Origin of the sequence: Micromonospora echinofusca (assembly GCF_017614955.1) — a bacterium.
GTDB lineage: Bacteria > Actinomycetota > Actinomycetes > Mycobacteriales > Micromonosporaceae > Micromonospora > Micromonospora echinofusca_A.
In genome coordinates, this window is record NZ_WVUH01000021.1 from 1 (window position 1) to 26420 (window position 26420).

Sequence of the window (26420 nt, forward strand, 5' to 3'; positions counted from 1 at the left end):
GTATAGAAGGGGGGTGGGGCGGTGCGTGACATCGATCCCGTAGCACCGACCGGGTCGGGCCTGCGGTGGGGGTTACGGGCGAACGCTGCCCAGTTCACCCTGCTCGTGGTGGTGAACGCCCTCGTCGGTGGTCTGCTGGGCACCGAACGTACGGTGCTGCCGCTCCTCGGCGAGCAGGAGTTCGAGCTGAGCGCCTACACGGCCGCGCTGACCTTCATCCTGGCCTTCGGCGTCACCAAGGCGGTCACCAACCTGCTCGCCGGTACCCTCGCCGACCGCTGCGGGCGGCGGCCGGTGCTCGTCGCGGGATGGCTGGTCGGGCTGCCCGTACCGGCGCTGCTGATCTGGGCACCCGACTGGGGTTGGGTGATCGCCGCGAACGTGCTCCTCGGCATCAGTCAGGGCCTGGCCTGGTCCACCACCGTCATCATGAAGATCGACCTGGCCGGACCCCGTCGACGCGGTCTCGCGATGGGCCTCAACGAGGCCGCCGGGTACCTGGCCGTCGCCGCCACCGCCATGGTGACCGGCATGCTCGCCGCCGGGTACGGACTCCGCCCGGCCCCGTTCCTGCTCGGGGCCGCGTACGCCGCCCTGGGCCTGGGTCTGTCGCTGGTGCTGGTGCGGGAGACCCGTGACCATGCCCGGCAGGAGGCCGCGACCCACCGGTCCGCAGTGGACCGGCAGCACGCCGCCCTCTCCACCCGGCGGGTCTTCGCGCTGGTGAGTTGGCGGGAACCCGCCCTCTCCTCGGCCAGCCAGGCCGGTCTGGTCAACAACCTCAACGACGGCCTCGCCTGGGGACTGTTCCCGCTCCTGTTCACCGCCGCCGGGCTGTCGTTGACCCAGGTCGGCGTCCTGGCCGCCCTCTACCCGGCGGTCTGGGGTCTCGGTCAGATGCTGACCGGCCCGCTGTCGGACCGCATCGGGCGGAAACCGTTCGTCGTCGTGGGGATGCTGACCCAGGCCGTCGCGCTCGGTCTGGTCGCCGCCGCCGGCACGTTCCCGACCTGGGTGGCAGCCGTGCTGCTGCTCGGCGCCGGAACCGCCATGGTCTATCCCACCCTGCTCGCGGCCGTCGGGGACGTCGCCCACCCGGCCTGGCGGGCCCGGGCCGTCGGGGTCTACCGGCTGTGGCGCGACGGCGGCTTCGCCGCCGGGGCGCTGCTCGCCGGCGTGCTGGCCGACCTGGCCGGTATCCGGGGCGCCACCTGGGCGGTGGCCGCCCTCACCGCAGCGTCCGGTCTGGTCGTCGCCGCCCGGATGTACGAGACCCACCCGGTGGGCGCCCGGCGGCGGCACTGATCCGTTGGTTGGCGCCCCGGTCGCCGGCCGGCGGTCCGCCGCCGTCGCCTGCGGGCGCCACCGGCACGGTCGTCACGCGAGCGACAGGAACAACTTCTCCATCTGTTCGAGGTTGGCCTTGCGTTCCTCGCCCGGTGCACCGCTGACGCACTGCTGGAGCCCACTTGCGATGATCTTGAAGCCGGCCCGGTCCAGGGCCCGGGACACCGCAGCCAACTGGGTCACCACCTCGGCGCAGTCCCGCCCGTCCTCCAGCATGCCGATGACCCCACGGATCTGGCCCTCGGCGCGGCGGAGCCGCTTGATCACGTCACCGATCGCGTTCTCGTCGACCTGCATGTCCAGCCTCCTCCCGGTGTACGGCGTCAACAGTACACCGGGGGGTATCGGGCGCCCCGGGGTCGAGATTCCCGGTCCGGCGTCCACCCCGACCGGTCCGGCGTCCTGCCGGCCGGCCGGGCTGCCTCACCCGGTGGCCCCGAGCGGGCTGCCGTCGGCGACGGTCAGCTGGTAGGGGGCGTGGGGGGCCCAGTGGGCGACGACGCTGAACCGGTCGCCGCGTACCAGGGTTTCGCGCCACTCGACCGGGTCGCCGTCCGCGTGGCCGATCCGGTCGATGGCCAGCAACGCGACGCCCCGGCCCAGACCGAGCAGCCGGCGCTGGTCCACGGTCGGTGTGACGGCGTGGATGCGCTCCTGACCGCCGGTGATGCGGACCCCGCCGAGGCGGGCGAGTTCGGCGTACACACCGGTCGCCGTCAGGTCCGCGTCCAACAGGGGACGGGCGAGCGGGGCCAGCAGCCAGGTCCGGTCCAGGGCGAGGGGCTCGTCGTCGGCGTACCGCAGCCGTTCGAGGCACACGAACTCGGTGTCGGCGGCGACGCCCAGCCGGGCGGCGACGGCGGGATCGCGACCCGTGTGCCGGGCGAGGACCTGACTGCGCTGCTGCATGCCCCGGGCCTGTACCTCGCTGAACAGTGAGTACAGCGCGCCGAGCGGTTGCTCGATGCGGGTCGTCCGGACGTCGGTGCGACGCCCGCGCCGGGAGTCGAGGATCCCGGCCTGGCGCAGTCGGCGCAGCGCCTCGCGGACGGTGTGCCGGCTCACGTCGTACTCGTCAGCCAGTTGGTGCTCGCCCGGGAACGCCCCGCCGAACGCCTTCGCCTCCAGCCGCCGTACGAGGTCCCGGTGGAGCTGCGCCCACAGGGGGAGTGGGCTGCTGCGGTCGAGCGGGCGCGCTGATGTCTGGTCTGCCATCAGGAATTCAGTCATCTCGGGCGGATTGTGTGGTTGACCGGACAACTCTACCAGCCGGTCGGGGTGCTGCCGGGCCTCGGTTGCAGTTGTCCGTTCATTCGGACATACTCGGAACAGGTACCCCGGGGGGTATGCCCGGAGGTTGTCGTCCCGCCAACAGATGGAGTCCACCATGAACGCCAAGAACGGCTCGTCCGCCATCGACGTGCCCACCGCCCGTGCCCTGATGGCCAACAACCCGGACATCCTGGTCGTCGACGTCCGTACCGCCGGCGAGTTCGACAGCGCCCACGTGCCCGGCTCGATCAACCTGCCGCTCGACCAGGTCGACCAGCACCTCGGCCGGATCGTCAACGACGCCGGTGGCCGGCTGCTGCTGATGTGCCAGTCCGGCAACCGGGCCACCCAGGCCTGTACCAAGCTGGTGAACGCCGGGCTGAGCAGCGCCACCGTCATCAGCGGTGGCATGAACGCCTGGATCTCCGCAGGTGGGCCGGTCGAGCGCGGTGTCGAGCGGTGGAGCCTGGAACGGCAGGTCCGCCTGGTGGCGGGGTCCATCGTGCTGCTGTCCGTGGTGGCCAGCATCTGGTTCCCGCCCGCGCGCTTCGTGGCCGGCTTCATCGGTGCCGGCCTGACCTACGCCGCGCTGAGCAACACCTGCGCGATGGGCATGCTGCTCTCCAGGCTGCCCTACAACCGGGGCGCCACCTGTGACGTCGACCTCGCCATCGGCCGACTGCGCACCCCGGGTAGGCGGGCATGACACCGGTCGCCTACGTCCAGCAGGACCGCGCCGGTCTGGCCCGGGTGGTACCGCTGCTGGGCTGGCTGCGCCACTACGACCGGGCGACCCTGCGCCACGACCTGACCGCCGGACTGACCGTGGCGGTGATGCTGGTGCCGCAGAGCATGGCCTACGCCACGCTCGCCGGCATGCCACCGGTCACCGGCCTGTACGCCGCGATCGTGCCGCTGGTGGTCTACGCGCTGCTGGGCACCTCCGGTTCCCTCGCGGTCGGTCCGGTGGCCATCACCGCGCTGATGACCAGCGCCACGCTGGCGCCGCTGGCCGACGGTGACCCGGCCCGGTACGCGGCCCTCGCCGGCCTGCTCGCCCTGCTGGTCGGTGCGATCCAACTGCTGATGGGCGTGCTGCGGCTCGGTGTGCTGGTCAACTTCATGTCCCACTCGGTGCTCTCCGGGTTCACCTCCGCCGCCGCCATCGTCATCGCCGCCAGCCAGGTCAAGGACCTGTTCGGGCTCAAGGCGGGCCGGGCGGAGACCTTCCCGGAGATCGTCGGATCGGTGTGGCGTACGGCGACCACCGCGCACGGCCTGACCATCCTGGTCTCGGCGGTCAGCGTCGCCGGACTGGTGCTGCTCCGGCGGTACCTGCCGAAACTGCCCGGTGCGCTGATCGTCGTCGCCGGGGTCACCGCGGTCAGCGCCGCGCTGTCCCTCGGCGACCGGGGCGTGAAGATCCTCACCACCGTGCCCGGCGGGCTGCCGGCACCGGCGCTGCCGGCGCTCTCCGGTGCCGACGTGTCGGCGCTGCTGCCCGCCGCCGTGGCGATCGCGCTGGTCGCGTACATGGAGGGCATCGCGGTGGCCAAGTCCCTCGCGGCCAAGTCCCGCCAGCAGGTCGGCGCCAACCAGGAACTGGTGGCGGTCGGCGCGGCCAACGTCTCGGCCGGACTGTTCCAGGCGTTCCCGGTCGCGGGCGGGTTCTCCCGCAGCGCGGTCAACTTCTCCGCCGGGGCGCGGACCCCGGTGGCCACCCTGGTCACCGCGGCGGTGGTGGCCCTCACCGCGCTCGCGCTGACCCCCGCCTTCTACCACCTGCCCAAGGCGGTGCTGGCGGCGATCGTGGTGGTCGCCGTACTCGGCCTGGTCGACCGCAGGGGGGCGGTCACCTCGTGGCGGGCCCGCCGGTCCGACGGTCTGACCCTGGGCCTGACCTTCCTGGTCACCCTGCTGTTCGGAGTCGAGCCGGGTCTGGCCGCCGGGGTGGCGTTCAGCCTCGGGGCCTTCCTCTGGCGTTCGGCCCGGCCGCACACCGCCGAGCTGGGTCGGGTCCCCGGGACGGACACCTTCCGCAACGTGGCCCGGTACACCGGTCTGGTCACCGACCCCGGGGTGGCGGCCATCCGGATCGACGGACCGCTCTACTTCGCCAACGCCCAACTCCTGGCGGACCAGCTCCTCGGACTGGCCGAGCAGCGGGCCGGCCTGACGACGATCGTGCTGGACGCCAGCGCGATCAGCGACACCGACGCCGACGGCGCCCACGCCCTGGCCGAACTGCACGACCGTCTGGACGCGCGCGGTGTCACGCTCCACCTGGCGACCGTCCGGGGCCCGGTGCGGGACCTGCTCGACCGGGCCGGCGTGTGGCGGCCCCTGCACGAGGCGGGGCACGTGCACCGCGACGTCTCCTCGGCGCTGGCCGCCGCCGGGACCGGACAGCCCGGCCGGACGCACCGCACCGTACCCGCCCGACCCGTCGTGACGCAGGAGGTGCTGTAGCCGTGCCGGACCGCTTCGCCACCATCCTCACCTGCATCGACGGTCGCATCCAGGGGCCGGTCGCCGAGTGGGTGAAGCAACACCTCGACGTCGAGTACCTCGACACCATCACCGAGCCCGGACCGGAGGCGGTGCTGGCCACCACCGACGAGCGGGATCTGGCGGTGCTGCTGGGGAAGGTCCAGGTGTCCCAGCGCGCCCATGGCAGCGGCACACTGGTCATCGCCGCCCACGCCGACTGCGCCGGCAATCCGGTCTCGCACGGCGAACGGCACAGCCAGTTGCGGCAGAGCCTGGCCCGGGTCGCCGACCGGCTACCCGGCACCCGGATCCTGGCGATCCACGCCGGTCGGTGCGGCGAGCACTGCTGGGCCCCGGAACTCGTCGCCGAGGTGCCGTCGGCACCCGCCGGTGACCCGGCGGCGGCATGAGCGTCCAGCGCGCCGCCGGGCGTGCGGTTCCCCGCCGGTACGGGCCGCGCGCGGTGGACGAGGGGGTGGCCGGCACGCCGGCGGCCACCCCCGACGGCCACCCGGGCGGCGGCTCCCCGGTCCCGGCGGCTTCCCCCGTCCCGGCGGCTCCGGTCAGGCGCCGACGTACGCCGCGAGGTGCTCCCCGGTGAGGGTGGCGCGGGCCGCGACGAGGTCGGCGGGGGTGCCCTCGAAGACGATCCGGCCGCCGTCGTGACCGGCGCCGGGACCGAGGTCGATGATCCAGTCCGCGTGGGCCATCACCGCCTGGTGGTGCTCGACGACGATGACCGACTTGCCGGCGTCGACGAGCCGGTCGAGCAGGCCCAGCAGGTGCGCGACGTCGGCGAGGTGCAGGCCGGCGGTCGGCTCGTCGAGGACGTAGACGCCGCCCTTCTCGGCCATGTGGGTGGCCAGTTTGAGCCGCTGCCGTTCGCCCCCGGAGAGCGTGGTCAGCGGCTGGCCGAGGCTGAGGTACCCGAGCCCGACGTCGGCGAGCCGGGTGAGGATGGCGTGCGCGGCCGGGGTACGCGCCGCACCGGCGCCGAAGAACTCCCCGGCCTCGGCCACCGACATCGCCAGCACCTCGCTGATGTTGCGACCGCCGAGCCGGTACTCCAGCACCGACGCCTGGAACCGTCGGCCCTCGCACTCCTCGCAGACGGTGGTGACCCCGGCCATCATCGCCAGGTCGGTGTAGGTGACGCCGGCCCCGTTGCAGGTCGGGCAGGCGCCCTCGGAGTTGGCGCTGAACAGCGCCGGCTTCGCCCCGGTGGCCTTCGCGAACGCCTTGCGGATCGGGTCGAGCAGGCCGGTGTACGTCGCCGGGTTGCTGCGCCGCGAGCCCCGGATCGCCCCCTGGTCGACGGCGACCACCCCCGTGCCGGCCGGGATCGACCCGTGCACGAGTGAACTCTTGCCGGAACCGGCGACCCCGGTGACGACGACCAGCACGCCGAGCGGGATGTCCACGTCCACGTCGCGCAGGTTGTGCCGCGACGCGCCCCGGATCTCCAGGGTGCCGGTGGGCCTGCGTACCTGCGCCTTGAGGGTGGCCCGGTCGTCAAGGTGCCGTCCGGTGCGGGTACCGCTGGCCCGCAGCCCGTCGACGGTGCCCTCGAAGCAGACGGTGCCGCCGGCCGTACCGGCGCCGGGGCCCAGATCGACGACGTGGTCGGCGATTTCGATCATTTCCGGCTTGTGTTCCACGACGAGCACCGTGTTGCCCTTGTCCCGCAGCCGCAGCAGCAGCCCGTTCATCCGCTGGATGTCGTGCGGGTGCAGCCCGACGGTGGGTTCGTCGAAGACGTAGCTGACGTCGGTGAGCGACGAGCCGAGATGGCGGATCATCCTGGTGCGCTGCGCCTCGCCGCCGGAGAGGGTACCGGCCGGCCGGTCGAGCGTCAGGTAGCCCAGGCCGATCTCGGCGAACGAGTCCAGCAGGTGCCGCAGCCCGGCGAGCAGCGGGGCGACCGACGGTTCGTCGAGTGCGCGGACCCAGTCGGCCAGGTCGCTGATCTGCATCGCGCAGAGGTCGGCGATGTTCTTTCCCCTGATCGTCGAGGAGCGGGCCTCCCGGCTGAGCCGGGTGCCGGCGCACTCGGGACAGGTCGTGAAGGTCACCGCCCGCTCCACGAAGGCGCGGATGTGCGGCTGCAACGCGTCGACGTCCTTGGCCAGCATCGACTTCTGGATCTTCGGAAGCAGACCCTCGTAGGTCAGGTTGATCCCGTCGACCTTGATCTTGGTCGGCTCCCTGTGCAGCAGGTCGTGCAGTTCGCGTTTGGTGTACCTGCCGATCGGCTTGTCCGGGTCGAAGAACCCGCAACCCCGGTAGATCCGGCCGTACCAGCCGTCCATGCTGTAACCGGGGATGGTGAGCGCGCCCTCGTTGAGCGACCGGCTCCCGTCGTAGAGCGCGGAGAGGTCGAAGTCGGTGACCTGGCCCATGCCCTCGCAGCGGGGGCACATCCCGCCGAGCCGGTGGAAGGTGGCCTTCTCGGCCTTCGTCCGGCCCCCGCGTTCGACGGTGATCGCGCCACTGGCGGTCACCGACGGGACGTTGAACGAGTACGCGTTGGGCGGACCGATGTGCGGGTCACCGAGCCGGCTGAAGAGGATGCGCAGCATCGCGTTGGCGTCGGTGGCGGTACCGACCGTCGACCGGGAGTTGGCGCCCATCCGCTCCTGGTCGACGATGATCGCGGTGGTCAGCCCGTCGAGGGCGTCGACCTCGGGCCGGGCCTGCGTCGGCATGAAGCCCTGCACGAAGGCGCTGTAGGTCTCGTTGATCAACCGCTGCGACTCGGCGGCGATCGTGCCGAACACCAGCGAACTCTTGCCCGAGCCGGAGACCCCGGTGAACACCGTCAACCGGCGCTTCGGGATCTCGACGCTGACGTCCTTCAGGTTGTTCACCCGGGCACCGTGTACCCGGATCAGGTCGTGACGGTCGGCGACGTGCGGCGCGGGCGCCTGCGGGTCCGTCTTCTCGGCCGTACGCATCATGTCTCCCCACTTCGTCACGGTCGGTGACGGCTGCGCGCCGTGGCCCGCAGCCGTCACCGGGGTCACCGCCGGGCTCCGGCGGTCAGCGCAGTTCCTGGATCCGGACCAGGTTGCCGGCCGGGTCGCGGAAGGCGCAGTCGCGCATCCCGTACGGCTGCTCGGTCGGCTCCTGGACCACCTCGACGTCGCTGGCCTGCACCTTCTCGAAGGTGCCGTCCAGGTCCCGGGTGGCCAGCAGGATCCAGCCGTAGGTGCCCTTGGCCATCATCTCGGTGATGACGCGACGCTCCTCCTCGGTGATCCCCGGGTCGACGGTCGGCGGTGCCAGCAGGATCGACGTGTCGGGCTGGTTGGCGGGGCCGACGGTGATCCACCGCATCGTGCCCTGCCCGACGTCGTTGCGGACCTCGAAGCCCAGGACGTCGCGGTAGAAGGCCAGCGAGGCTTCCGGGTCGACGTGCGGCAGGAAGCTGGTGTGAATGGTGATGTCCATGGCCATCACGCTAGGTGAGGATCCGGGACCGTGCTTCTCGATTCCTGACCGGTCTGGTCACCTGCTTCGTCACGCAGGACGGCAGCCCCGCCGCCGGGCGTGCCTCCTGCCGCCGGTATACGCTCGGGGGTACCCCCACCAGCTCGGTGAAGCGGGTGCTGAAGGTGCCCAGCGACGCACAGCCGACCGCGAAACAGACCTCCGTGACGCTCAGGTCGCCCCGGCGCAGCAGCGCCTTCGCCCGCTCGATCCGCCGGGTCATGAGATAGCTGTACGGTGACTCGCCGTAGGCGAGCCGGAATTCCCGGCTGAGGTGCCCGGCCGACATGTGCACGCCCCGGGCGAGCGCCTCGACGTCCAGCGGCTGCGCGTACTCGCGGTCGATCCGGTCCCGGACACGGCGTAGCCGCGCGAGGTCGTTCCACCGTTGCTCGGGGGTGGTTCTGCTGGTCACCCGGCTGATCGTGCCACGTCGCCGCGCCGTTGCCCAACCGTCGGTGCCGCAGCGGGTCGGGGGACACCGGTGCCGGTGGCGACGACCCGACATGTCCGGTGCCCGCCAGGCGCAGCCATAGCGCCGCACACCTGCGGTTAACCAAGCTGTGCCACACACCGGTACGGACCCGGGTACCGGCAGAAGGAGGCCAGCTCAATGCCAAGAAAGAAACCGACGTTGGTCGGCGCCACGCTCGCCGTCACGCTCGTCGTGGCCGGCGGCGGAAGCGCGTACGGCCAACCACCCGCGTCCGTGGCCGGGGTGACCGCCGTACCGGCGTCGTCCGCAGCCGCCGCGCAGGTCACCCTCGTCACCGGTGACGTGGTCACGGTGACCACCGTGGGCGGCAAGCCGGCGGTCACCGTGACGCCGCACCGTCCGGAGAGCATCTTCCGCACCTACTCGGTCGGCAACGACGTGTACGTGGTGCCGCTGGCGGCGCAGCCGTTCCTCGCCTCCGGCCAGCTGGACCAGCGGCTGTTCAACGTCACGGGTCTCGTCGCCCAGGGCTACGACGACGCGCACAGCTCGACCATCCCGCTGATCGTCCGCTACGCCGGGCAGAACAACGCCCGGACCGCGGCCGCCCCCGCCGCCCCGGCCGGCAGCCGGATGACCCGCCGGCTGCCCAGCGTGCGGGGCGCCGCCCTGGCCGCCGACAAGAAGCAGGCCGCCGCCTTCTGGGAGAGCGTCGACGACGACTCCGCCAAGGGGCACACCCCCGCCGCGAAGCTCACCGGTGGTGTCGAGCGCATCTGGCTGGACGGCAGGGTGCGGACCCTGCTCGACGTGAGCGTGCCGCAGATCGGCGCGCCGGACGCCTGGGCGGCCGGGTACGACGGCACCGGCGTGAAGGTCGCCGTCCTGGACACCGGGGTGGACCCGAACCACCCGGACCTGGTCGGGCAGATCGTCGAAACCCAGAGCTTCGTGCCGGGCGAGACCGTCCAGGACGGGCACGGGCACGGCACCCACGTCGCGGCCACGATCGCCGGCACCGGCGCGGGCTCCGGCGGCAAGCACCGGGGTGTCGCACCCGGCGCCAGACTCCTGGTGGGCAAGGTGCTCTCCGACGGGGGCGCCGGCGGCGAGTCGGGGATCATCGCCGGGATGGACTGGGCGGCCCGCTCGGGCGCGAAGGTCATCTCGATGAGCCTGGGTGGAGACACCCGGGACGGGACCGACCCGATGTCCGAGGCGGTCAACCAGCTCACCGCCGAGACCGGGGCGCTGTTCACCATCGCCGCCGGCAACTCCGGGCCCGGGGCGACGACCGTCGGCTCGCCCGGCATCGCCGAGGCGGCCCTGACCGTCGGTGCGGTGGACGACACCGACGCGGTCACCTCCTTCTCCAGCCGTGGCCCGTTGGTCGACGGACGCCTCAAGCCGGAGATCACCGCACCGGGCCGGAACATCGTCGCCGCCCGGGCCGCCGGCACCAGCATGGGTACGCCGCTGGACGCCCACTACACCTCCGCCAGCGGCACCTCGATGGCCACGCCGCACGTGGCCGGTGCCGCCGCGATCCTGGCCCAGCAGCACCCCGGCTGGACCCCGGAGCGGCTGAAGAACCAGCTGGTCAGCACTGCCAAGATCACGCCGGGTGCGTCGGTGTACGACCAGGGCGCCGGCCGGACCGACGTGAGCCGCGCGGTGCGGCAGTCGGTTTCCGGGTCCGGGGTGGTCGACTTCGGCAACCAGGAGTGGGACGTCACCGTCCCGGTCACCAAGAAGATCACCTACGTCAACGACGGTGACCAGCCGGTCACCCTCGCGCTCAAGGTGCAGGACGCCGGTGCGGCCCTGCCGGCGGGGACGCTGGCGCTCGGTGCCGACACGGTGACCGTACCCGCCGGGGGCACCGCCGACGTGCCGGTCACCCTCGACGCCACCAAGGTCACCACCGGAGCGTACGGCGGTCACGTCACCGCCACCTCGGCCGACGGTGCGACGGCGCTGACCACGGCGGTCGCCTTCGTCAAGGACGTCGAGCGGTTCGACGTCGCGGTCAAGCTGACGGACCTCGACGGCAAGGCGCCGGCGTCGACCTACAGCGCGGTGTGGGTCTTCGACCTGAAGACGTCCCGCCCCGCCGACATCCACTTCCTGCTCAGCGCCGAGGGCACCGTCAACCTGCGGCTGCCGCGCGGTGAGTACGCTGTCGCGTCGACCACCTACCGGTACACGGCCGACTACAGCCAGGTCCGGGACTACGTCTACGGGGCCGAGTCGGGCATCAACCTCGATTCGGACCGCACCATCACCTTCGACGGGCGTACCGCCGGCCAGGTCAGTGTCGCCACGCCCAAGCCGAGCCAGTCGAAGCGGGTCACCATGGGGCTGAGCCTGATCAACGACGCCGGGACGATGGCCTACTCGCTCCAGGACGGACTCTTCGGCCACACGCGGATGCACGCCATTCCGTCGCGGCTGGAGAAGGCCAACCTGGTGCACCGGCTGAACTGGTCGCTGGTCGCGCCGGAACTGAAGGCACAGATCGTCACCCCCGGCGCGTTCCCGATCACGCCCGAGTACGTCGACGGCTGGCTCGGCTCGGCGCGGCTGGACGGTACGCACCTGCTGCGCGTGGTGAACGCCGGCATCGGACGGGCGCAGGACTACCCGGGCACGTCGGCGAAGGGCAAGCTGGCGCTGGTCCGGCGTAGCGACGACGTCACCCCGGGCGAGCAGATCGCCAACGCGGCGGCGGCCGGTGCCCGCGCCGTTGTCATCTACCACGACACCGCCGCCGACTGGGGCATCAGCAGCTACGCGAGGACGGCCACCGCGATCCCGGCCATGACCCTCGGCAACGGGCCGGGTGCCCGGCTCGCCGACCTGGCCACCCGTCGCGACGTGACGGTCCGGCTCACCGGGGTCGCGGTCAGCCCGTACACCTACGAGGTGCTCAAGCACCAGCAGGGCATCCTGGCCGACCAGAGCTACCGGGTCGGTACCGCGGAACTGGCCCTGGTGCGGTCCTCGTTCCACGCCTCGACGTCCGGTACGGAAGGTGGCTACAACCGGTTCGTCATCGGTCCGCTGCAGAGCTTCCTGGTCATGACCACCAGCCGGATCGCCCTGCCCCGGACCGTCACGGAGTACGTCACCGCCAACCTGCCGACGATCGAGATCATGTCGGTGACCCCGGTGTGGGAGTCGCAGCCGGCCTTCCAGTACACGACTCCGGTCGTCCTGCAGGCGGGTCAGATGGCGACGCGGACCTGGAACAAGGCGGTGGTCCGGACCGCGACGACGGTGAACCGGCCCGACGGTGGCGCCGTGCGGGACGGCAACGTCGGCGTGGTGCTCCCGGTGGGGCTGCTCGACGGGGCGGCCAACCAGCTGTACGGGTTCCGCCACTTCACCGACCGGGAACTGGCCACGGTGTACCGCAACGGTCAGCTGCTCGGCTCCGCGCCCGGCGTGCAGGTGGCTTTCCCGGTGACGCCGGAACGGGCCCGGTACCGCGTGGTCACCGACGTCCAGCGGACCCAACCGGCGTGGACGACCTCCACCAGGGTCAACACCAGCTGGGAGTTCGACTCGGCGGACGACGGTGTGGCGGGACCGCAGAAGCTGCCGTTCATCTCGGTCGACTACGACGTGGACGTCGACCTGACCAACAGCGCGCGGGCCGGGTCGGCGGTCGGCATCGGCATCGGCTTCCGCTACCCGCAGGGGCTGGATGGACTGCGGATCGTCGAGACCAAGCTGTGGGCCTCCTACGACGACGGGGCCACCTGGCAGCAGGTGTCCGTCACCCCCAACGGTGCGAACGGTGTCACCGGCGCCATCCGGAGCCCCGAGCTGAACCGCACCAACGGGTTCGTCACCCTGCGGATGCAGGCCACCGACGCCGACGGCAACACCGTCGAGCAGACCGTGACCCGCGCCTACCAGCTGCGCGGATAACCTCCGCCGGCACCCGGGATCGCCCCCGTCCGCACCGCGGGCGGGGGCGATCCGCTGTCCCGGACCAGGCGGTCGGGATCAGCCAGCCGTCGCGGACCGTGACGGGGAGCGTCAGGACGGGATCAGCCCGGACCGGGCCGCGTACCAGGCCAGTTGCATCCGACTGTCGGTCCCGGCCAGTTTCATCAGCCGTTGGATCCGACGCTGCACGGTGCGTTCGCTGGTGCCGAGGCGGCTGGCCACCGTCTTGTCCGGCATGCCGGAGAGCAGGTACGTCAGCAGGGCGACGTCCACGTCGTCCCAGGCCGGCACCCCCTCGGTCACCCCGGTGGCGGTGAGCCGCAGCGGCGTGGCGGCCTGCCAGACCCGTTCGAAGAGCGCCACCAGCAGGTGTACCAGCGCCTGTCCCCGGACCAGCAGGAACCCGGGCCGCACGCTGGTCTGGTCGGGCAGCATCGGCAGCAGCACCGCCGCCCGGTCCACGATGATCATCTTGCTGGGCAGTTCGGGGGCGATCCTGATCTCGTACCCGCTCTTGAGGAACCTGCCGATCTCGTCGGGTGTCCGTGGGTCGTCGAGGGCGGCCCGTTCGTACACGTACCGGTACCTCGGTGCGTCCGTGGAGACGTCGAGGTCGCCGTCGAGCACGTACGGCGGCCGGAAGAACGCCAGCACCTCCTGCTTGGCACCCCGCTCCATGTTGTCGATCCAGGTGGCGAGCTGCTCCGGCGTGGTGAGCGCCTCCACCTCACCCACCGCCGCCGCCGCTCCCGTCCGGTACACCTCCACCAGTTGGGCCAGCCGGCCCTGGACCTGTTGCAGCGCGGCCTGCCGTTGCACGATCAGGGTGCCGAGCCCGACATCCGGCGGTACCACCACGTACAGTTCGTCGTCGTCGCGGGTCACCAGGCCGAGCGTGACCAGCCGTGCCATCACCGTCGCCGTCTCCGCCGCCGGCAGTCCGAGCGACTCCGCCACGTCGACGACGGTCGCCCGGCGCCGCCGCAGCAACTCGACGTAGACGGCCTCGTCCTGTTCGTCGATACCCAGCCCGTGCAGCATGCGTCACCTGTTCCCACCCGTTGTCGCGGCCCTGCCGGGGACTACTATGCCGCCCGACGGCGGCGGCGGGCAGTGGCGGAAAGACCCATTCCCACTGGTCGGAGGCGTGTCAGGTGCCCAGGGCGGCGGCGCCCGGTGGGCCGGCCGCGGCGGACGGCCGACGGACACACCGGGTCAGCGCGGGACGCCGGCACCGGGTACCGGCCAGCGTGCCGGGTCCGGTGCGACGGGCTGGCGCAGCAGGTGCAGTGGCGCGGCGGTGATCCCGGCTCCGGTCAGCGCCTGCGCGTACCCGGTCGCCGTGGCCAGGTCCACCGGACCGTGCACCAGTGGCAGGTGGGGCGTGGCCGCCCGCAGCAGGGACTCGAGCTGGCAGGACGCGATCGTGCCGGGCAGGCCGGCACCCGCCGCGTGCCCGGCCACCGCGACCGGCGGCAGGTCGGCCGGCACGGTACGCCCGGTCCGTCCCAGGTGCAGCAGGCCTCCGCCGACGACGAGGACGTCACCGTCGCGGTGCATCCGGGCCGCCGCGCGTACCGGGTCCAGGGCGTGCGGGAACGAGTCGTCGACGACGACGGTGCCCGGACGGAGCCGGTCGACGTCGATCGGCTGGCCCGCCGCACTCGTCGCACCGATGATCACGTCTGCGGTGTACACCTCGTCGGGGACCCCCGGCGTGGACCGGCACACCTCGACGGTGCCGGTGAACCCGTCGGCCCGCAGCCGGGCGGCGTGGGTGGTCAGCCGGGGTGCGGCGGCGGGAATGTCGCAGAGGACGAGCCGGGCCGGTGGTCGGGGGGTGCGGGCGAGCAGCAGCGCCAACGAGGAGGAGCCGATCGAGCCGAGGCCGACCACGGCGAGGGTCCGTCCGGCCAGGGTCTGTCCGGTCGCGGCCAGCGCCGCCTCCGTCGTCAGCACCACGGAGACGACGGTGACCGCGTGTCCCGTGGTCACCGCCACGCCGGTACGGGTGTGCCGCAGTACGCCGGTGCCGTAACCGGTGTGCGCGGGGATCATTCCGGCGAGCGACACGCACCGCGCGCCGAGGCCGGCGGCCAGGTCCACCGCACCGGCCGTCTCGGCGGCGAGGGTCTCCCGGGCCCCGACCAGTTCGTCGGAGAAGCGCGGGAGGCAGACGAATCCCGAGGTGCCGAGCGGGGTGGTCAGTTCCTCCAGGAGCCGGGCCCGGCCGTCGGGGAAGAGCAGCTCACGCAGGTGTTCCCGGGGCAGGCTCGCGGCCGGCAGGCCGGCGATCGCGGCGAGCTGTGCCGGCGGCGGCAGGTAACCGACGATGGCGGCGGTCAACGGTGTCGCGTGCCGAACATCAGGGACGCCGGCCGGCTCACCCTGCGCTGCTACCGGGGCCGCTGCCCCTGCCGCCACCGGGGTCGCGGTGGTGTCCGCCGACCCGTCGGGGCCGGCACCCCGGGTCGGGCGCGGCCGGGCGGTCGCCGTCGCTGCGGTGGTGAGGTCGTCCCGTAGCCGGTCCGCGAGGCGGCCCAGGTCGGCGGGGTGCACCGCCCCGGTGGCGCCACGGATGGTGATCCGCAGCCCGCCCGCCACCGGCCGGGCGGTCAGGAACAGGTCGGTGCCGATCGGTGGTGGCGCCAGGTCGGTGTCGTCGTCCGCCCAGCTCAGCGTCAGGGTGTCCGGCCCGGGCGGGTCGGCGGCCGGCGGTGCGGCCGGCGAGCCGAGCGCGTCGAAATCCAGGAAGCTGAAGAAGAACTGCGCGCCGGCCGGGGCGCCGTCCCGGCCGACCCCGGTCACCGCCGCCGCGACCGACGGTGGATGGTCGTGCTGCCGGGCCCCGGCGAGCTCGGCCGCGACGTGGGCCAACTGGTCGGGGAACGCGGCCGTACCGTGCAGCCGGAGCGGCAGCATCGCCGCGCAAGGGCCGAAGACCCGGTGCAGATCGGGCAACGGGTGGTCCCGTCCGGTGACGGCCAGCCCGACGACCAGGTCGTCCTGGCCGGTGAACCGGGCCAGCGCCCGGTGGTACCCGGTCAGCACCGTGGCCGCCACGGTGGTCGCCGCACCGGCGGCGAGCCGGCGCAGGCCGGTGACGACCGGGGCGTCGAGGGTGACCCCGCACACCGGCGCCGACGGGGCCGGTGCGGACCGGTCGGCACCCGGGGCCCCGGCGGTCCACCCGGACCGGGGGTCCGCGCGCAGTACCGGCGGCCGGTACGGCCGGTCGAACCGCTCCGCCCACCAGGCACGGACGGCCGGATCCGGCGCGGCGGCTGCCCGCCGGTTCACCAGCTCCACGTAGTCCCGGAAGTTCGTCGGCAGCGCGGGCAGCCCGTCGGACCCGCCGCCGGCCAACCGGTGGTAGACCGCCAGCAGTTCACGGCCCAGCAGGGCGACGCTGTACCCGTCGCCGATCAGGTGGTGGGCGTGCACCAGCAGGACGTGCTCGTCCGGTGCCAGCGCCAGCAGGCGTACCCGCAGCAGGGGCCAGGCCCACGGCTCGAACCGCCGGCTGCGCTCCTCGGCGACCCGGGCGGCCAGCTCGGCGGGAGAGGAGAGCACCTCGTACCCGACCGGCAGCCGCATCGACGCCGGCAGTTCCTGCTGCACCGGCGGCCGGGCCCCGGCGGGGAAGACCACCCGGAGCATCTGGTGCCGTGCGACGAGGACGTCCACGGCGCGCTGGAACACGTCACGCCGGACCGGACCGTGCAACCGCAACCGGGCCAGCCAGGCGGTGCCGGCACCGGGGGAGACCGCGTCGGCGAGTAGGAAACCGCGCTGGGTAGCGGTCACCGGGAACGGACCCGAAGGATCCGGGACGGGGCCGGGCACGGCGTCGGCCGCTGCCCCGGGTGCGTCGTCTCGGGCCGCCGGGGCGGCTTCGTCCCGGGCCGCCGCGTCGAGTGCGGCGGCCAGCCCGGCGAGGGTCCGGTGCCGGTAGATCAGGGTCGGGCCGGGTGCGGCGGGGAAGCTCTCCCGCAACCGGGCGAACACCTCCAGGACCAGGATGGAGTCGCCGCCGAGGGCGAAGAAGTCGTCGTCCGGTCCGACCGCCGGCAGGTCGAGCAGGTCGCGCCAGATCCCGGCCAACCGCTCCACCGTGCCGGTGCAGGTGCCGTTATCGGTGGCGGTGGCGGTGCGGACAGGGGAGTCGCTGCCCTCGGCCGCCAGCCCACGCCCGGTCAGGGCCAGCAACCGGTCCCGGTCGACCTTGCCGACGGTGGTCAGCGGCAGGCTCGCCACCAGGTGGATCCGGGCCGGGACCAGGTGCTCCGGCAGGCTGGCCCGGAGGTGGGTACGCAGCTCGGCCACCGTCGGGGCGGCTCCCGGGACGGGACAGACGAAGGCGTGCAGCCGTGGGTGCGGATCGGCCCGGTGCAGCACCACGGCCGCCGCCACCGCGGGGTACCGGCGCAGCACCGCCTCGATCTCGCCGGGTTCCACCCGGTGACCGTGGATCTTCACCTGGTCGTCCAGCCGGCCCAGGAACTCCAGTTCGCCGTCCGGCGTGACCCGCCCCCGGTCACCGCTGCGGTAGAACCGTTCCCCGTCCCGGAGCACGAACGCGGCGTCGGTCAGCTCCGGCTCGCCGAGATAGCCGGCGGTCAGGCCGACCCCACCCAGGTACAGCTCCCCGGCCACGCCGGGGGGACAGTCGCGTCCCTCGTCGTCGACGACCCGCACCACCGCCCCGCCCACCGGCCGGCCGATCGGCAACCGGCGTACCCCGTCGTCCGGTCGCCGGTCGATCAGGTGCCAGGTGGCGTTGATGGTCGCCTCGGTCGGCCCGTACAGGTTGGTGATCCGGCACCCGCTGCCGAACAGGTCGTACCAGCGCCGTACCGGCACCGGGGACAGTTCCTCCCCGCCGACGTGCACCCAGCGCAGCGAGGTCAGGTCCGGGGGTACGCCGTCCCGCGTGGCCCGTTCCTCGGCGGCCCGCAGGATCCGCTCCCACAGGGTCGGCACCGAACTCCACACGGTGACCCGGTCCCGTTCTAGCCGGGTCAGCAGGGCCGCCGGGTCCCGCAGCAGGTCCCGGGTGAAGGTGACCACGGTGGCCCCGACCAGCAGCGGCGCCAGCAGTTGCCGTACCGAGGCGTCGAAGCAGATCGAGGCGGTCTGCGCGAGCCGGTCCCCGGGCCGGTACCCGAAGGCGCCGATCGCCCAGTCGAGGTAGTTGAGCATCGACCGGTGGGTGACGGGTACGCCCTTCGGCCGGCCCGTCGACCCCGACGTGAAGATCACGTACGCCGGGTCCTGCGGGGCCGGCGTACGGCCGACCGGACCGGACCGGACGGCCGGTTCGTCCGGGTGGGCGGACCGGACCGGGCCGAGCCGGACCAGCCGGGCGTCGGCACCGAGCTGTCCGGCCACGGCAGCGCAGTCGTCGTCGTGCAGCACCAGCCCGGCCCCGGTCCGGGTGAGCTGGTCGCGGAGCCGGGCCGGGGGATGCGCCGCGTCCAGCGGTACCCACGCCGCGCCGGCCCGCAGGATGCCGACGACCCCGACGACCGTGCCGGGTCCCGGGGCGGTGAGCAGCCCCACCATCCCGCCCGGACCCGCCCCGTACGTGGCGAGCAGCGCGGCCACCCGGTCGGCGGCCCGGTCGAGGGCGCGGTAGGTCAGTGCCGCCGTGCCGTCGTGCACGGCCACCGCCTCCGGGGTACGCCGGCAGACCGCCCGGATCCGGGCGCTCACGTCGTCGTCCCCGGCCGGACCGGTCCCGGCCCCGACGGCGGGCGACCCGGGCGTCGGGTCGACCGGACCGGGGTCACCGTCCGGTGCCGGGCGGGCCAGGTCGACCAGTTCCCGCCGGTGCTCGGCGGCGAGCCGGGCCACGGTCGCCCGGTCGAAGAGCCGGACCGGGAAGTTCCAGGAGAAGCGCAGCGTCGGGCCGGACTCCCAGCAGAGCAGGCTGAGCCGGGTGGCGGCCGACGCGGTACCGGCAGCCGTCGCGGCGACGGTGACCGGGCAGTCCGGATCGTGCCGGACCGGGAAGCGGGCGAAACTGAACCCGGCCGGGCTCGCCGTGCGGGGGCCACCACCGGTCGGGCCGAGCAGCCGGGCCAGGTCCAACCCGGACACCGAGCCGTGCCGCTGCGCGGCCGTCCAGGCGATCCGGAGCCGGTCGGCGAGCCGTTCCACCGGCTCGTCCGGGTCCACGTCGGCCAGCAGCGGCAGGGTGTCGGCGAAGGGCCCGACGATCCGGTCGATGCCGGGCAGCCGCGCCTCGCGGCCGGCGCGGGCCACGTTCACCGGTACCTGCCGTTGCCCGCTCCACCGGGCCAGGCACCGCACGTACCCGGCGAGGAGCAGATGGAACAGCGAGACGCCGGCCCGCGCGGCCCGGGCGCGCAGCGCCGCCACCAGCTCCGGCTCCAGGTGCGCGGAGTGGGTGCTGTACGGGGGAGCGGGCGCGGCGTCGGGGTCACCGTCGAACGGCAGCCGGAGCGTCCACCCGGCACCGCCGAGGGTGTCCCGCCAGTACGTCAGGTCCTGCCCGGTCGGGGCGCCGGTTCCGGCGACGTACCCGGCGAAGTCGGCGACCGGCGGCGCCGGTTCCGGCGTCCGCCCCCGGGCCAGGGCGGTGTACCCGGCCCACAGTTCCTCGCTGACCAGGTTGAGGCTGAACCCGTCCCCGGCGGCGTGGTGCAGGACGAGCACCAGGTGGGCCCGCCCGGGTCCCTCCCGCACCAGGACCGCCCGTAGCGGCGGATCACGGGTGAGGTCGACCGGGGTGTTGCAGAGCTGCTCCTCCCGCGCGGCGAGGGTACCGGTCAGCGGCTCCTCCCGGTACCAGCACGGCCGGTCGGGCGCGGGGACGGTCGGGGGGAGGACCACCTGTCGCGGCGCGGTGGCCGTGGCGCCGGCGGTGAACCGGACGCGCAGCATCGCGTGGCGGGTCTCCAACCGGGCCAGGGCCCGGCCGAGCAGGTCGGTGTCGAGCGGGCCGGTGATCGTGTGCCGGACGAAGGCGTAGCTCGCCACGGTCGGGTGGAGCTGCTCGTTGACGTGGAACGCCCGCTGCACCGGGGTCAGCGGGAATCCGGCGTCGGCGGGTGCGGCCGACGGGAAGCCGGCGTCGCCCGGTGCGGTCGACGGGAAGCCGGCGTCGCCCGGTACCGTCGACGGCCCCGGCCCGGCGGCCGTGGGCGTCGCGGTGGGCGCCGGGGCCGCCGCGCCGGCGGTGGCCGCGAGGTGTCCGGCCAGGTCGGCGACGGTGGTGTACTCGAAGAAGAGGGTGACCGGCAGTTCCCGGCCGAGTTCGTCCTCCAGCCGCTTCACCAGGTCCACGGCGGCGAGGGAGTCCAGTCCGAGGGCGAGGAACGAGACATCGTCGGCGATCTCCTCCGGCCGGCGGTGCAGTGGTTCGGCGACCAGCCGGCGCAGCAGTTCGGCCAGTTCCGCGAGTTCCGCCGGCGGCGCGCCGGTGCCGCCCGGTCGGGCGTGGACGGCCGACGGACCGGCCGCCGGGGACCGGTCGGTGGTCGCCGCCCCGGTGCCCTCCGACGGCCGGGGCCGCAGGTCCGCGACGACCAGGTGGGCCGCGTCGACCTGCCGGGCCAGGGCCAGGCCGCGCAGCGCCCCGTCGACGTCCAGCGCCCCGTCACCGACGGTACCGGCGGGCCCACCGGCCCGGGCCGCCATGCCGGTACCGGTGATCGCGGCGAACCCGACCGCCTGGAACGGGCGGCCGGCGGCCCGCTGCGCGGCGGCGAACGCGTCGAGGAAGGCGTTGCCGGCCGCGTAGTCCCCGATCGCCGTGGCCCTGCCGGGCAGCACGGCGCTGACCGAGGAGAAACCCACCACGGCGGTACCGTGGTGGCCGTGCCGGCGCAGCGCCTCGGCGAGCAGGTAGCTCCCGCGCACCTTCGGTGCCAGCACGGCGAGGACGTCGGCGGGGGACTTCGCCCGTAGGGTGCCCACCCGTAGTGTCCCGGCGGCGTGGAACACGGTGTCCAGCCGGCGCGGGCCGGTGAGCAGCGCGTCGAGGTCCGTCGGGACGGTCACGTCGCACCGGTGGTACGTCACGGTGGCCCCGGCGGCGGTCAGTTCGGCCAGCAGCGCGGTGGGGGCCTGCGCGGAACGGCCGGCCAGCAGCAGGGTCGGGCGGCCCCGGCGGGCCAGGGTACGGGCCAGCGCGGCGCCGACCCCGCCGGTCCCGCCGAGGATCACGTGCACGCCACCGCCACCGTCGCCGGGGCCGTCGCCGGTAACAGCCGGTGCCGACGGATCGACCGGCGCCGGCTGCGGTGCCGCCGCCACCCCGGTGAGCACCCGGACCAGGCGGCGTCCGCCCCGCCAGGCCACCCCGGTGGCCGGGACCGCCCCGTCCTCCCCGGTGCGCCCGGTCGCCGGGGCCGCGCCGGTGAGCCCGGACAGCTCCCGGCGGACAGCCGCCACCCGCGCCGTCAGATCGTCCACACTGGACGAATCCATCGCCCGTACCAGCAGGTCGGGCCGCTCGTCGGCGAGGGCGGCGGCCAGCCCGGCCAGGACCCCCTGCGCCGGGCGGGGCCGTTCGGCCGCCGCACCGGTGACCTGCACGTCCTCGGTGACCACCAGCAGCCGTCCCGGCCCACCGTCCCGCCCGGCGGGCAGGGTGCCGGACCCGCGCCCGGCGGGAAGATCGTCCAGCATCGCGTGGAAGGCGTGCACCAGGCCGGACACGACGGTGTCGAGCGTGTCCACGTCCGGTGGGTCGACCGGGGTGCCGGCGAGGAACACGACCACGCCCCGGCCGTCCGGGGACGTACCGCCGACCGGACCGGCGCGGTCGACCGTCACGCCCCGCGCCGCCAGGTCAGCGGCGAGCCGGTCCCCGAGCGGACTCCCGGCCGCCCCCGGACCGCACAGCCGGACCCGTCCGGGCAGCGGACCCGTCGGCGGGGGTGTCTCCCGCCAGCCGACCCGGTGCAGGAGTGCCCCGTCACCGTCCGCCCCGGTCCCCACCGGACCGGCCGACCCCGGTGGCCGGTACGCCCGCCGTTCGAACGGGTAGGTCGGCACGGCGACCCGCCGACGTCCGGCGTACAGCGTCGACCGGTCCAGCGGGCCGCCCCGCGCCCAGAGCCGCCCCACCGCCGCCAACAGGTCACCGACCCCGGTCAACCCGGCCGGGTCCGGGGACCGGTCCAGCACGGCCAGCACGTGGACCGGACCGCCGCCGTCCGCCGCCCGGGTCGCCGTCGCGCCGAGCGGACCGGCCGGGCCGAGTTCGACGAAGGTGTCGTACCCGTCGTCCCGCAACCGGCGCAGCGCCGCCGGCAGGGTCGGGGTGTCCGCCGGCCCGGTCGTCCCGTTCCGTCCGGCGGGCGCGGTCGGCGCCGGTACCCCGGCAGCGGCGGCGACCGCGCGCCGGACCGCCTCGGCGACGTCGAGTGTCCCGGCGGCGGCGGCTGCGGCGAACTCGCCCGTCCCGTCCCCCAGTACCGCGTCGGCGGGCATCCCCCAGGCGGTGAGCTGCCGGGCCACCGCGAACCCCACCGCGACGTGCACCGCCGCCGCGACCGTCCGGGCGTCCCGGGTCCGGTCCGGGTCCACCGGCTCCGCCGGGCCGTCGCCGCCATCCGGTGCCGGCCCCGACCCGTCCAGACACCAGGACAGCAGCGGACGCCCGGCCACCGGACCGGCGGCGCCGGCCCCGACGAGGGCCGCCCGGAACACCGGCAGCCGGTCGTGCAGCTCCCGCACGACCCCGGCCGGGGGCACCGGTGCGTCCGCTCCCGGGAAGAGGAACACGGTACGGGGCCGGCGGGTGACCGGCCCGGCCGTGCTTCCGTCCGGTTGGTCGGCTGCGGCGTCCAGTGGGCCGTCAGCTGCGGCGTCCAGCCGGTCGGCCAGCTCACCGGTGGTGGTGGCGACCACCGCCAGCCGGTACGGGCCGTCGTCGCGGGCCGTACCCGCACTGGCGCACACCTCGGCCGGATCGAGGTGCGGGTGGGTACGCAGGTATCCGGCGAGGTCGCGGGCGGCCCGGCGCAGCGCGGTCGGGGTGTGCGCGGAGAGCGTCACCAGGTGGGCGCCGGCTTCCCCGCCCGACGGTGCGGGTACGGGCGGGACGGGCGGCGCCTCGCGCAGGATGGCGTGCGCGTTCGTACCGCCGAACCCGAACGCGTTCACCCCGGCGGTCAGCGGCGCGGGGCCGGTCCACTCCCGGGTACCGGTGACCACCGCGAAACCCGCCGCGCCGAGATCGAACCGGGTGGGCGGTCGCACGTGGTGCAGGGACGCCGGCAACCGCCGGTGGTGCAGCGCGAGCACCACCTTCACCAGCGACGGCATCCCGGCGGCGTTGAGCAGGTGACCCAGGTTGGTCTTGACCGACCCGAGCCAGCGCGGCGTCCCGTCGGCCCGGGGCCCGAACGCGTGCGCCAGGGAGCGCACCTCCACCGGATCACCGAGCGCGGTACCGGTGCCGTGCGCCTCCACGTAGCTGACCCGGTCCGGGTCGATCCCCGCCTCCCGGTACGCCCGCTCGATCACCTCGCCCTGCCGGTGCGGGTTCGGGGCGAGCAGGCTCAGGGACCGGCCGTCGTTGCCGACCGCCGTCCCGGCGACCAGGGCGAGTACCCGGTCCCCGGCGGCGTCGGCGTCACCGGGCCGGCACAGCACGAGGGCGGCGCCCCCCTCACCGGGGACGAAACCGTCGGCGTCCGCGTCGAAGGCCCGGCAGCGTCCGGTGGGGGAGAGCGCCTCGGCGGCGCCGAGCAGCCGGTACGCCGTCGGGGTGAGGTTCACGTTGACCCCGCCCACCACCGCGATGTCGCACTCGCCGCCGGCCAGGCTGCGCACGGCGAGGTGCAGTGCGACGAGCGCCGACGAGCAGGCGGTGTCCACCGCCACCGCCGGCCCGGTCAGGTCCAGCAGGTGCGCCAGCCGGGCCGCCACCAGGTTGCGCAGGTTCCCGACCAGCGCCGCCGCCGAGGTCACCGGCCCACTGTCGGCCAGCAGTTCGGGATAGCCGCTCTCGCCGACGGCGGCGAAGACGCCGACCCGGCGCCCCTGCCGGCGCGGACCGGCGTACCCGGCGCGTTCCAGCGCCTCGTACCCGATCTCCAGGAACAGCCGGGCCTGCGGGTCCGTGTACCGGGCCTCCTCCTCCGTGAACCCGAAGAACCCGGCGTCGAAGAGCATCGGGTCGTCCAGGTGGCCACCCCAGCGGGTGGTGTCCGCCGGGGTGACCCGCCGGTGGGCGGGGAGCGGGCCGACCGCGTCCCCGCCCTCGACCAGCCGCTGCCAGAACTGCTCGGGGCTGTCCGCGCCGGGGAACCGGCAGGCCATCCCGATCACCGCCATGGGGCCCGCCGGCCCGGTGGCGGGTACCGGTCCGGCAGCGGCGGACCCGGGCACGGGTGCCGTGCCGACTGCGACCGGTGGCGTGCCGACAGCCGCCGGTGGCGTGGCCGCGCGGGCGAGCAGCCGGTCGGTCAACGCCGCCACCGTCGGGCAGTCCCGCAGGTCCGCCGGGTCGAGCGGGGTACCGAGGGCGTCCTCCAGGCCGGCCAGCACCTCCATCGCCCGCAGCGACGAACCGCCGATGGCCAGGAACCGGTCGTGCGCGTCGATCGTGTCGGCCGGCCGGTCCAGCACCCGGGCCCACACCTGCCGGACCAGTCGTTCGACCTCGTTGCGGGGCATCCGGGACACGGCGGCGGTGGGCCGGCCCGGCCCGCCCGGTGGACACCAGCGCCGTTCCCGGTCGGCGAAGTCACCGGCCAGGTACCGGTCCCGCATCCGGCGCCGTCGCAGCTTGCCGCTGGTGGTCCGGGCGAACGCCCCCGGTGGCAACGGCAGCACCCGCACCCCGTCGTGCCCGGACGCCTCCGCCACCCGGGCCCGCACCACGTCGAGCACCCCGGCCGCGTCGGCACCGGGTCGGGCCCACGACACGAACACCACGATCCGTTCGCCACCGCCGTCCGGGTCGGTGCAGCCGACCACCACCGCCGGACCGGCCGGCAGGCCCGGCGTGGCGGCGACCACCCCCTCCAGGTCGGGGGCGTGGAAGGTCCGGCCGTTGACGAAGACCACGTCCTTGGCCCGGCCGGTGACACAGAGCCGCCCACCGCGCAGGAAACCCAGGTCGCCGGTACGCAGCCAACCGTCCACGAAGGTCTCCCGGCTGGCCTGCGGCGCCCCGTGGTACCCACGGGCCACGTTCGGTCCGCGTACCTCGATCAGCCCCACCCGGTCCTCGCCCACCGGCCGCCCCCGGTCGTCGACGATCCGCAGCGCACAGCCGGCCACCGGGTGGCCCAGGTCCATCAGTTCCACCGCGTGCGGTCCCGGTTCGGTCGGTACCGCCCGACCCCGGCTCAACGCGGCCCGGTCCAGCACCAGCGGGACCGCCACCTCCCCGGCCGGCGGGAACGTCACCGCGAGGGTCGCCTCCGCCAGGCCGTACACCGGCTGCGGCGCGGCCGGGTCGAGACCGGCCGGGCGGGTGTGGGCCAGGAAGGCCCGCCACACCGCCGCCGAGACGGGTTCCGCGCCCACCGCGACGAACCGGACACTACTCAGGTCCAGGGCGGTGAGGGTGTCCGCCGGTACCCGCCGGACCGCCAGCGCCAGCGCGAAGTTCGCCGCCGACAGCAGGGTCGCCCGGTGCCGGTGGGCGGTGGTGAACCACAGCGCGGGCCGCTTGGCGAACGCCAGCGGGGGGATCCGTACCTGCTTCATCCCCACCGCGAGGGGCGTCAGGTGGGTGCCGATCAACCCCATGTCGTGGAAGTACGGCATCCAGGTGACCAGCACGTCGTCCGGTCGTGCGCCGCTGGCCAGCCGGGCCTGCTCCAGATTGGCCCGCACGTTGGCGTGGGTCAGCTCCACACCCCGGGGTGCCCCGGTGCTGCCGGAGGAGAACTGGAGGAACGCCACGTCGTCCGGCCGCGCCCCGGGCAGGCGGGCCGGTGGCCGGCCGGTACGCAGCACGGACAGCCGCAGGACCGGACCGGGCAACCCGTCGGCCACCCCGGAGGTGGCGTCGTCGGTCGCCACCACCGACCCGGTGAGCAGGTCGCGTACCGCCCGTACCCGGGCCGGCTCGGATGGCAGCGGGACCGGCACCAGCCCGGCGGCGAGTGCCCCCCAGAACAGCGGCTGGAAGTCGTCCCCGGCGTCGGCGAGCAGCAGGACCGGCGTACCCGGGGCCACCCCGGCGGCCCGGAACCCGCCGGCCACCCGCAGCGACTCGTCCCGCAGCTCACGGTGGGTGACCGTGCGTTCGCTGCCGTCCTCCCGCACGTGCACGACGACCTGCTCCGGCGTCACCTCGGCGGCGTCGAGGAGAACGTCGAGCAGTGACCGGCCGTCGCCGGATCCGGGCAGGTTCCGCACGGCGCCATGCTAATGATCAACCTGGCCCGGCGGCGCCGTCCGGGTGGCGCGATCCGGGTGGATGAACGTGTGC

Annotated in this window: 12 protein-coding genes; 5 read left to right on the plus strand and 7 right to left on the minus strand. The window is 74.3% G+C overall.

What is annotated here, in order from left to right:
* Positions 1 to 21 precede the first annotated feature (21 nt).
* Entirely contained in the window at positions 22 to 1305 is a 1284-nt protein-coding gene (locus GSF22_RS04745) for an MFS transporter (protein ID WP_208811504.1), read from the plus strand.
* 72 nt (positions 1306 to 1377) lie between these two features.
* On the opposite strand, the gene GSF22_RS04750 is transcribed toward GSF22_RS04745, so the two are convergent.
* Entirely contained in the window at positions 1378 to 1644 is a 267-nt protein-coding gene (locus tag GSF22_RS04750; RefSeq protein ID WP_208811505.1) for a metal-sensitive transcriptional regulator, read from the minus strand.
* A 126-nt stretch (positions 1645 to 1770) separates the two neighbouring features.
* On the minus strand, positions 1771 to 2577 hold the full coding sequence (locus tag GSF22_RS04755; RefSeq protein ID WP_244366214.1) for a GntR family transcriptional regulator: 807 nt from the start codon (positions 2575 to 2577) through the stop codon (positions 1771 to 1773).
* A gap of 157 nt (positions 2578 to 2734) precedes the next feature.
* Between GSF22_RS04755 and GSF22_RS04760 the strand changes: the two genes are divergently transcribed.
* Genes GSF22_RS04760 through GSF22_RS04770 form a run of 3 tightly spaced genes read left to right on the plus strand, consistent with a single transcriptional unit; the run spans position 2735 to position 5519 of the window.
* Positions 2735 to 3325 (plus strand): rhodanese-like domain-containing protein, encoded by a 591-nt coding sequence (locus tag GSF22_RS04760; protein ID WP_208811506.1) that lies wholly within the window; start codon positions 2735 to 2737, stop codon positions 3323 to 3325.
* Complete coding sequence (locus GSF22_RS04765; RefSeq protein ID WP_208811507.1) at positions 3322 to 5088, plus strand: SulP family inorganic anion transporter; 1767 nt, start codon at positions 3322 to 3324, stop codon at positions 5086 to 5088. Before GSF22_RS04760 ends, GSF22_RS04765 begins: the two co-directional genes overlap by 4 nt.
* Before the next feature lie 2 nt (positions 5089 to 5090).
* Entirely contained in the window at positions 5091 to 5519 is a 429-nt protein-coding gene (locus GSF22_RS04770; protein WP_208811508.1) for a carbonic anhydrase, read from the plus strand.
* 153 nt (positions 5520 to 5672) lie between these two features.
* Here GSF22_RS04770 and GSF22_RS04775 read toward each other — a convergent pair whose 3' ends face one another.
* From GSF22_RS04775 to GSF22_RS04785, 3 genes are all read right to left on the minus strand, one after another.
* Positions 5673 to 8063, minus strand: coding sequence for an ATP-binding cassette domain-containing protein (locus GSF22_RS04775; RefSeq protein ID WP_208811509.1), 2391 nt, complete (start codon positions 8061 to 8063; stop codon positions 5673 to 5675).
* Between the two features lie 85 nt (positions 8064 to 8148).
* Positions 8149 to 8559: a VOC family protein gene (locus tag GSF22_RS04780; protein WP_208811510.1), complete on the minus strand. Its 411-nt coding sequence runs from the start codon at positions 8557 to 8559 to the stop codon at positions 8149 to 8151.
* A 10-nt stretch (positions 8560 to 8569) separates the two neighbouring features.
* A complete protein-coding gene (locus tag GSF22_RS04785; RefSeq protein ID WP_307803725.1) occupies positions 8570 to 9013 on the minus strand; it encodes a helix-turn-helix transcriptional regulator in 444 nt (147 codons plus the stop codon).
* A gap of 198 nt (positions 9014 to 9211) precedes the next feature.
* Between GSF22_RS04785 and GSF22_RS04790 the strand changes: the two genes are divergently transcribed.
* Positions 9212 to 12970 (plus strand): S8 family serine peptidase, encoded by a 3759-nt coding sequence (locus GSF22_RS04790; protein WP_208811512.1) that lies wholly within the window; start codon positions 9212 to 9214, stop codon positions 12968 to 12970.
* Between the two features lie 111 nt (positions 12971 to 13081).
* Here GSF22_RS04790 and GSF22_RS04795 read toward each other — a convergent pair whose 3' ends face one another.
* On the minus strand, positions 13082 to 14032 hold the full coding sequence (locus tag GSF22_RS04795; protein WP_208811513.1) for a helix-turn-helix domain-containing protein: 951 nt from the start codon (positions 14030 to 14032) through the stop codon (positions 13082 to 13084).
* A 174-nt stretch (positions 14033 to 14206) separates the two neighbouring features.
* Entirely contained in the window at positions 14207 to 26347 is a 12141-nt protein-coding gene (locus GSF22_RS04800; RefSeq protein WP_208811514.1) for a non-ribosomal peptide synthetase, read from the minus strand.
* Positions 26348 to 26420: the final 73 nt, after the last annotated feature.

What these genes read in the sequence shown, in the direction of transcription:
- GSF22_RS04790 (WP_208811512.1), top strand. Translation starts at nt 9,212, where the DNA reads ATGCCAAGAAAGAAACCGACGTTGGTCGGCGCCACGCTCGCCGTCACG.
- GSF22_RS04755 (WP_244366214.1), bottom strand. Translation starts at nt 2,577, where the DNA reads ATGACTGAATTCCTGATGGCAGACCAGACATCAGCGCGCCCGCTCGAC.
- GSF22_RS04775 (WP_208811509.1), bottom strand. Translation starts at nt 8,063, where the DNA reads ATGCGTACGGCCGAGAAGACGGACCCGCAGGCGCCCGCGCCGCACGTC.
- GSF22_RS04760 (WP_208811506.1), top strand. Translation starts at nt 2,735, where the DNA reads ATGAACGCCAAGAACGGCTCGTCCGCCATCGACGTGCCCACCGCCCGT.
- GSF22_RS04795 (WP_208811513.1), bottom strand. Translation starts at nt 14,032, where the DNA reads ATGCTGCACGGGCTGGGTATCGACGAACAGGACGAGGCCGTCTACGTC.
- GSF22_RS04750 (WP_208811505.1), bottom strand. Translation starts at nt 1,644, where the DNA reads ATGCAGGTCGACGAGAACGCGATCGGTGACGTGATCAAGCGGCTCCGC.
- GSF22_RS04780 (WP_208811510.1), bottom strand. Translation starts at nt 8,559, where the DNA reads ATGGACATCACCATTCACACCAGCTTCCTGCCGCACGTCGACCCGGAA.
- GSF22_RS04765 (WP_208811507.1), top strand. Translation starts at nt 3,322, where the DNA reads ATGACACCGGTCGCCTACGTCCAGCAGGACCGCGCCGGTCTGGCCCGG.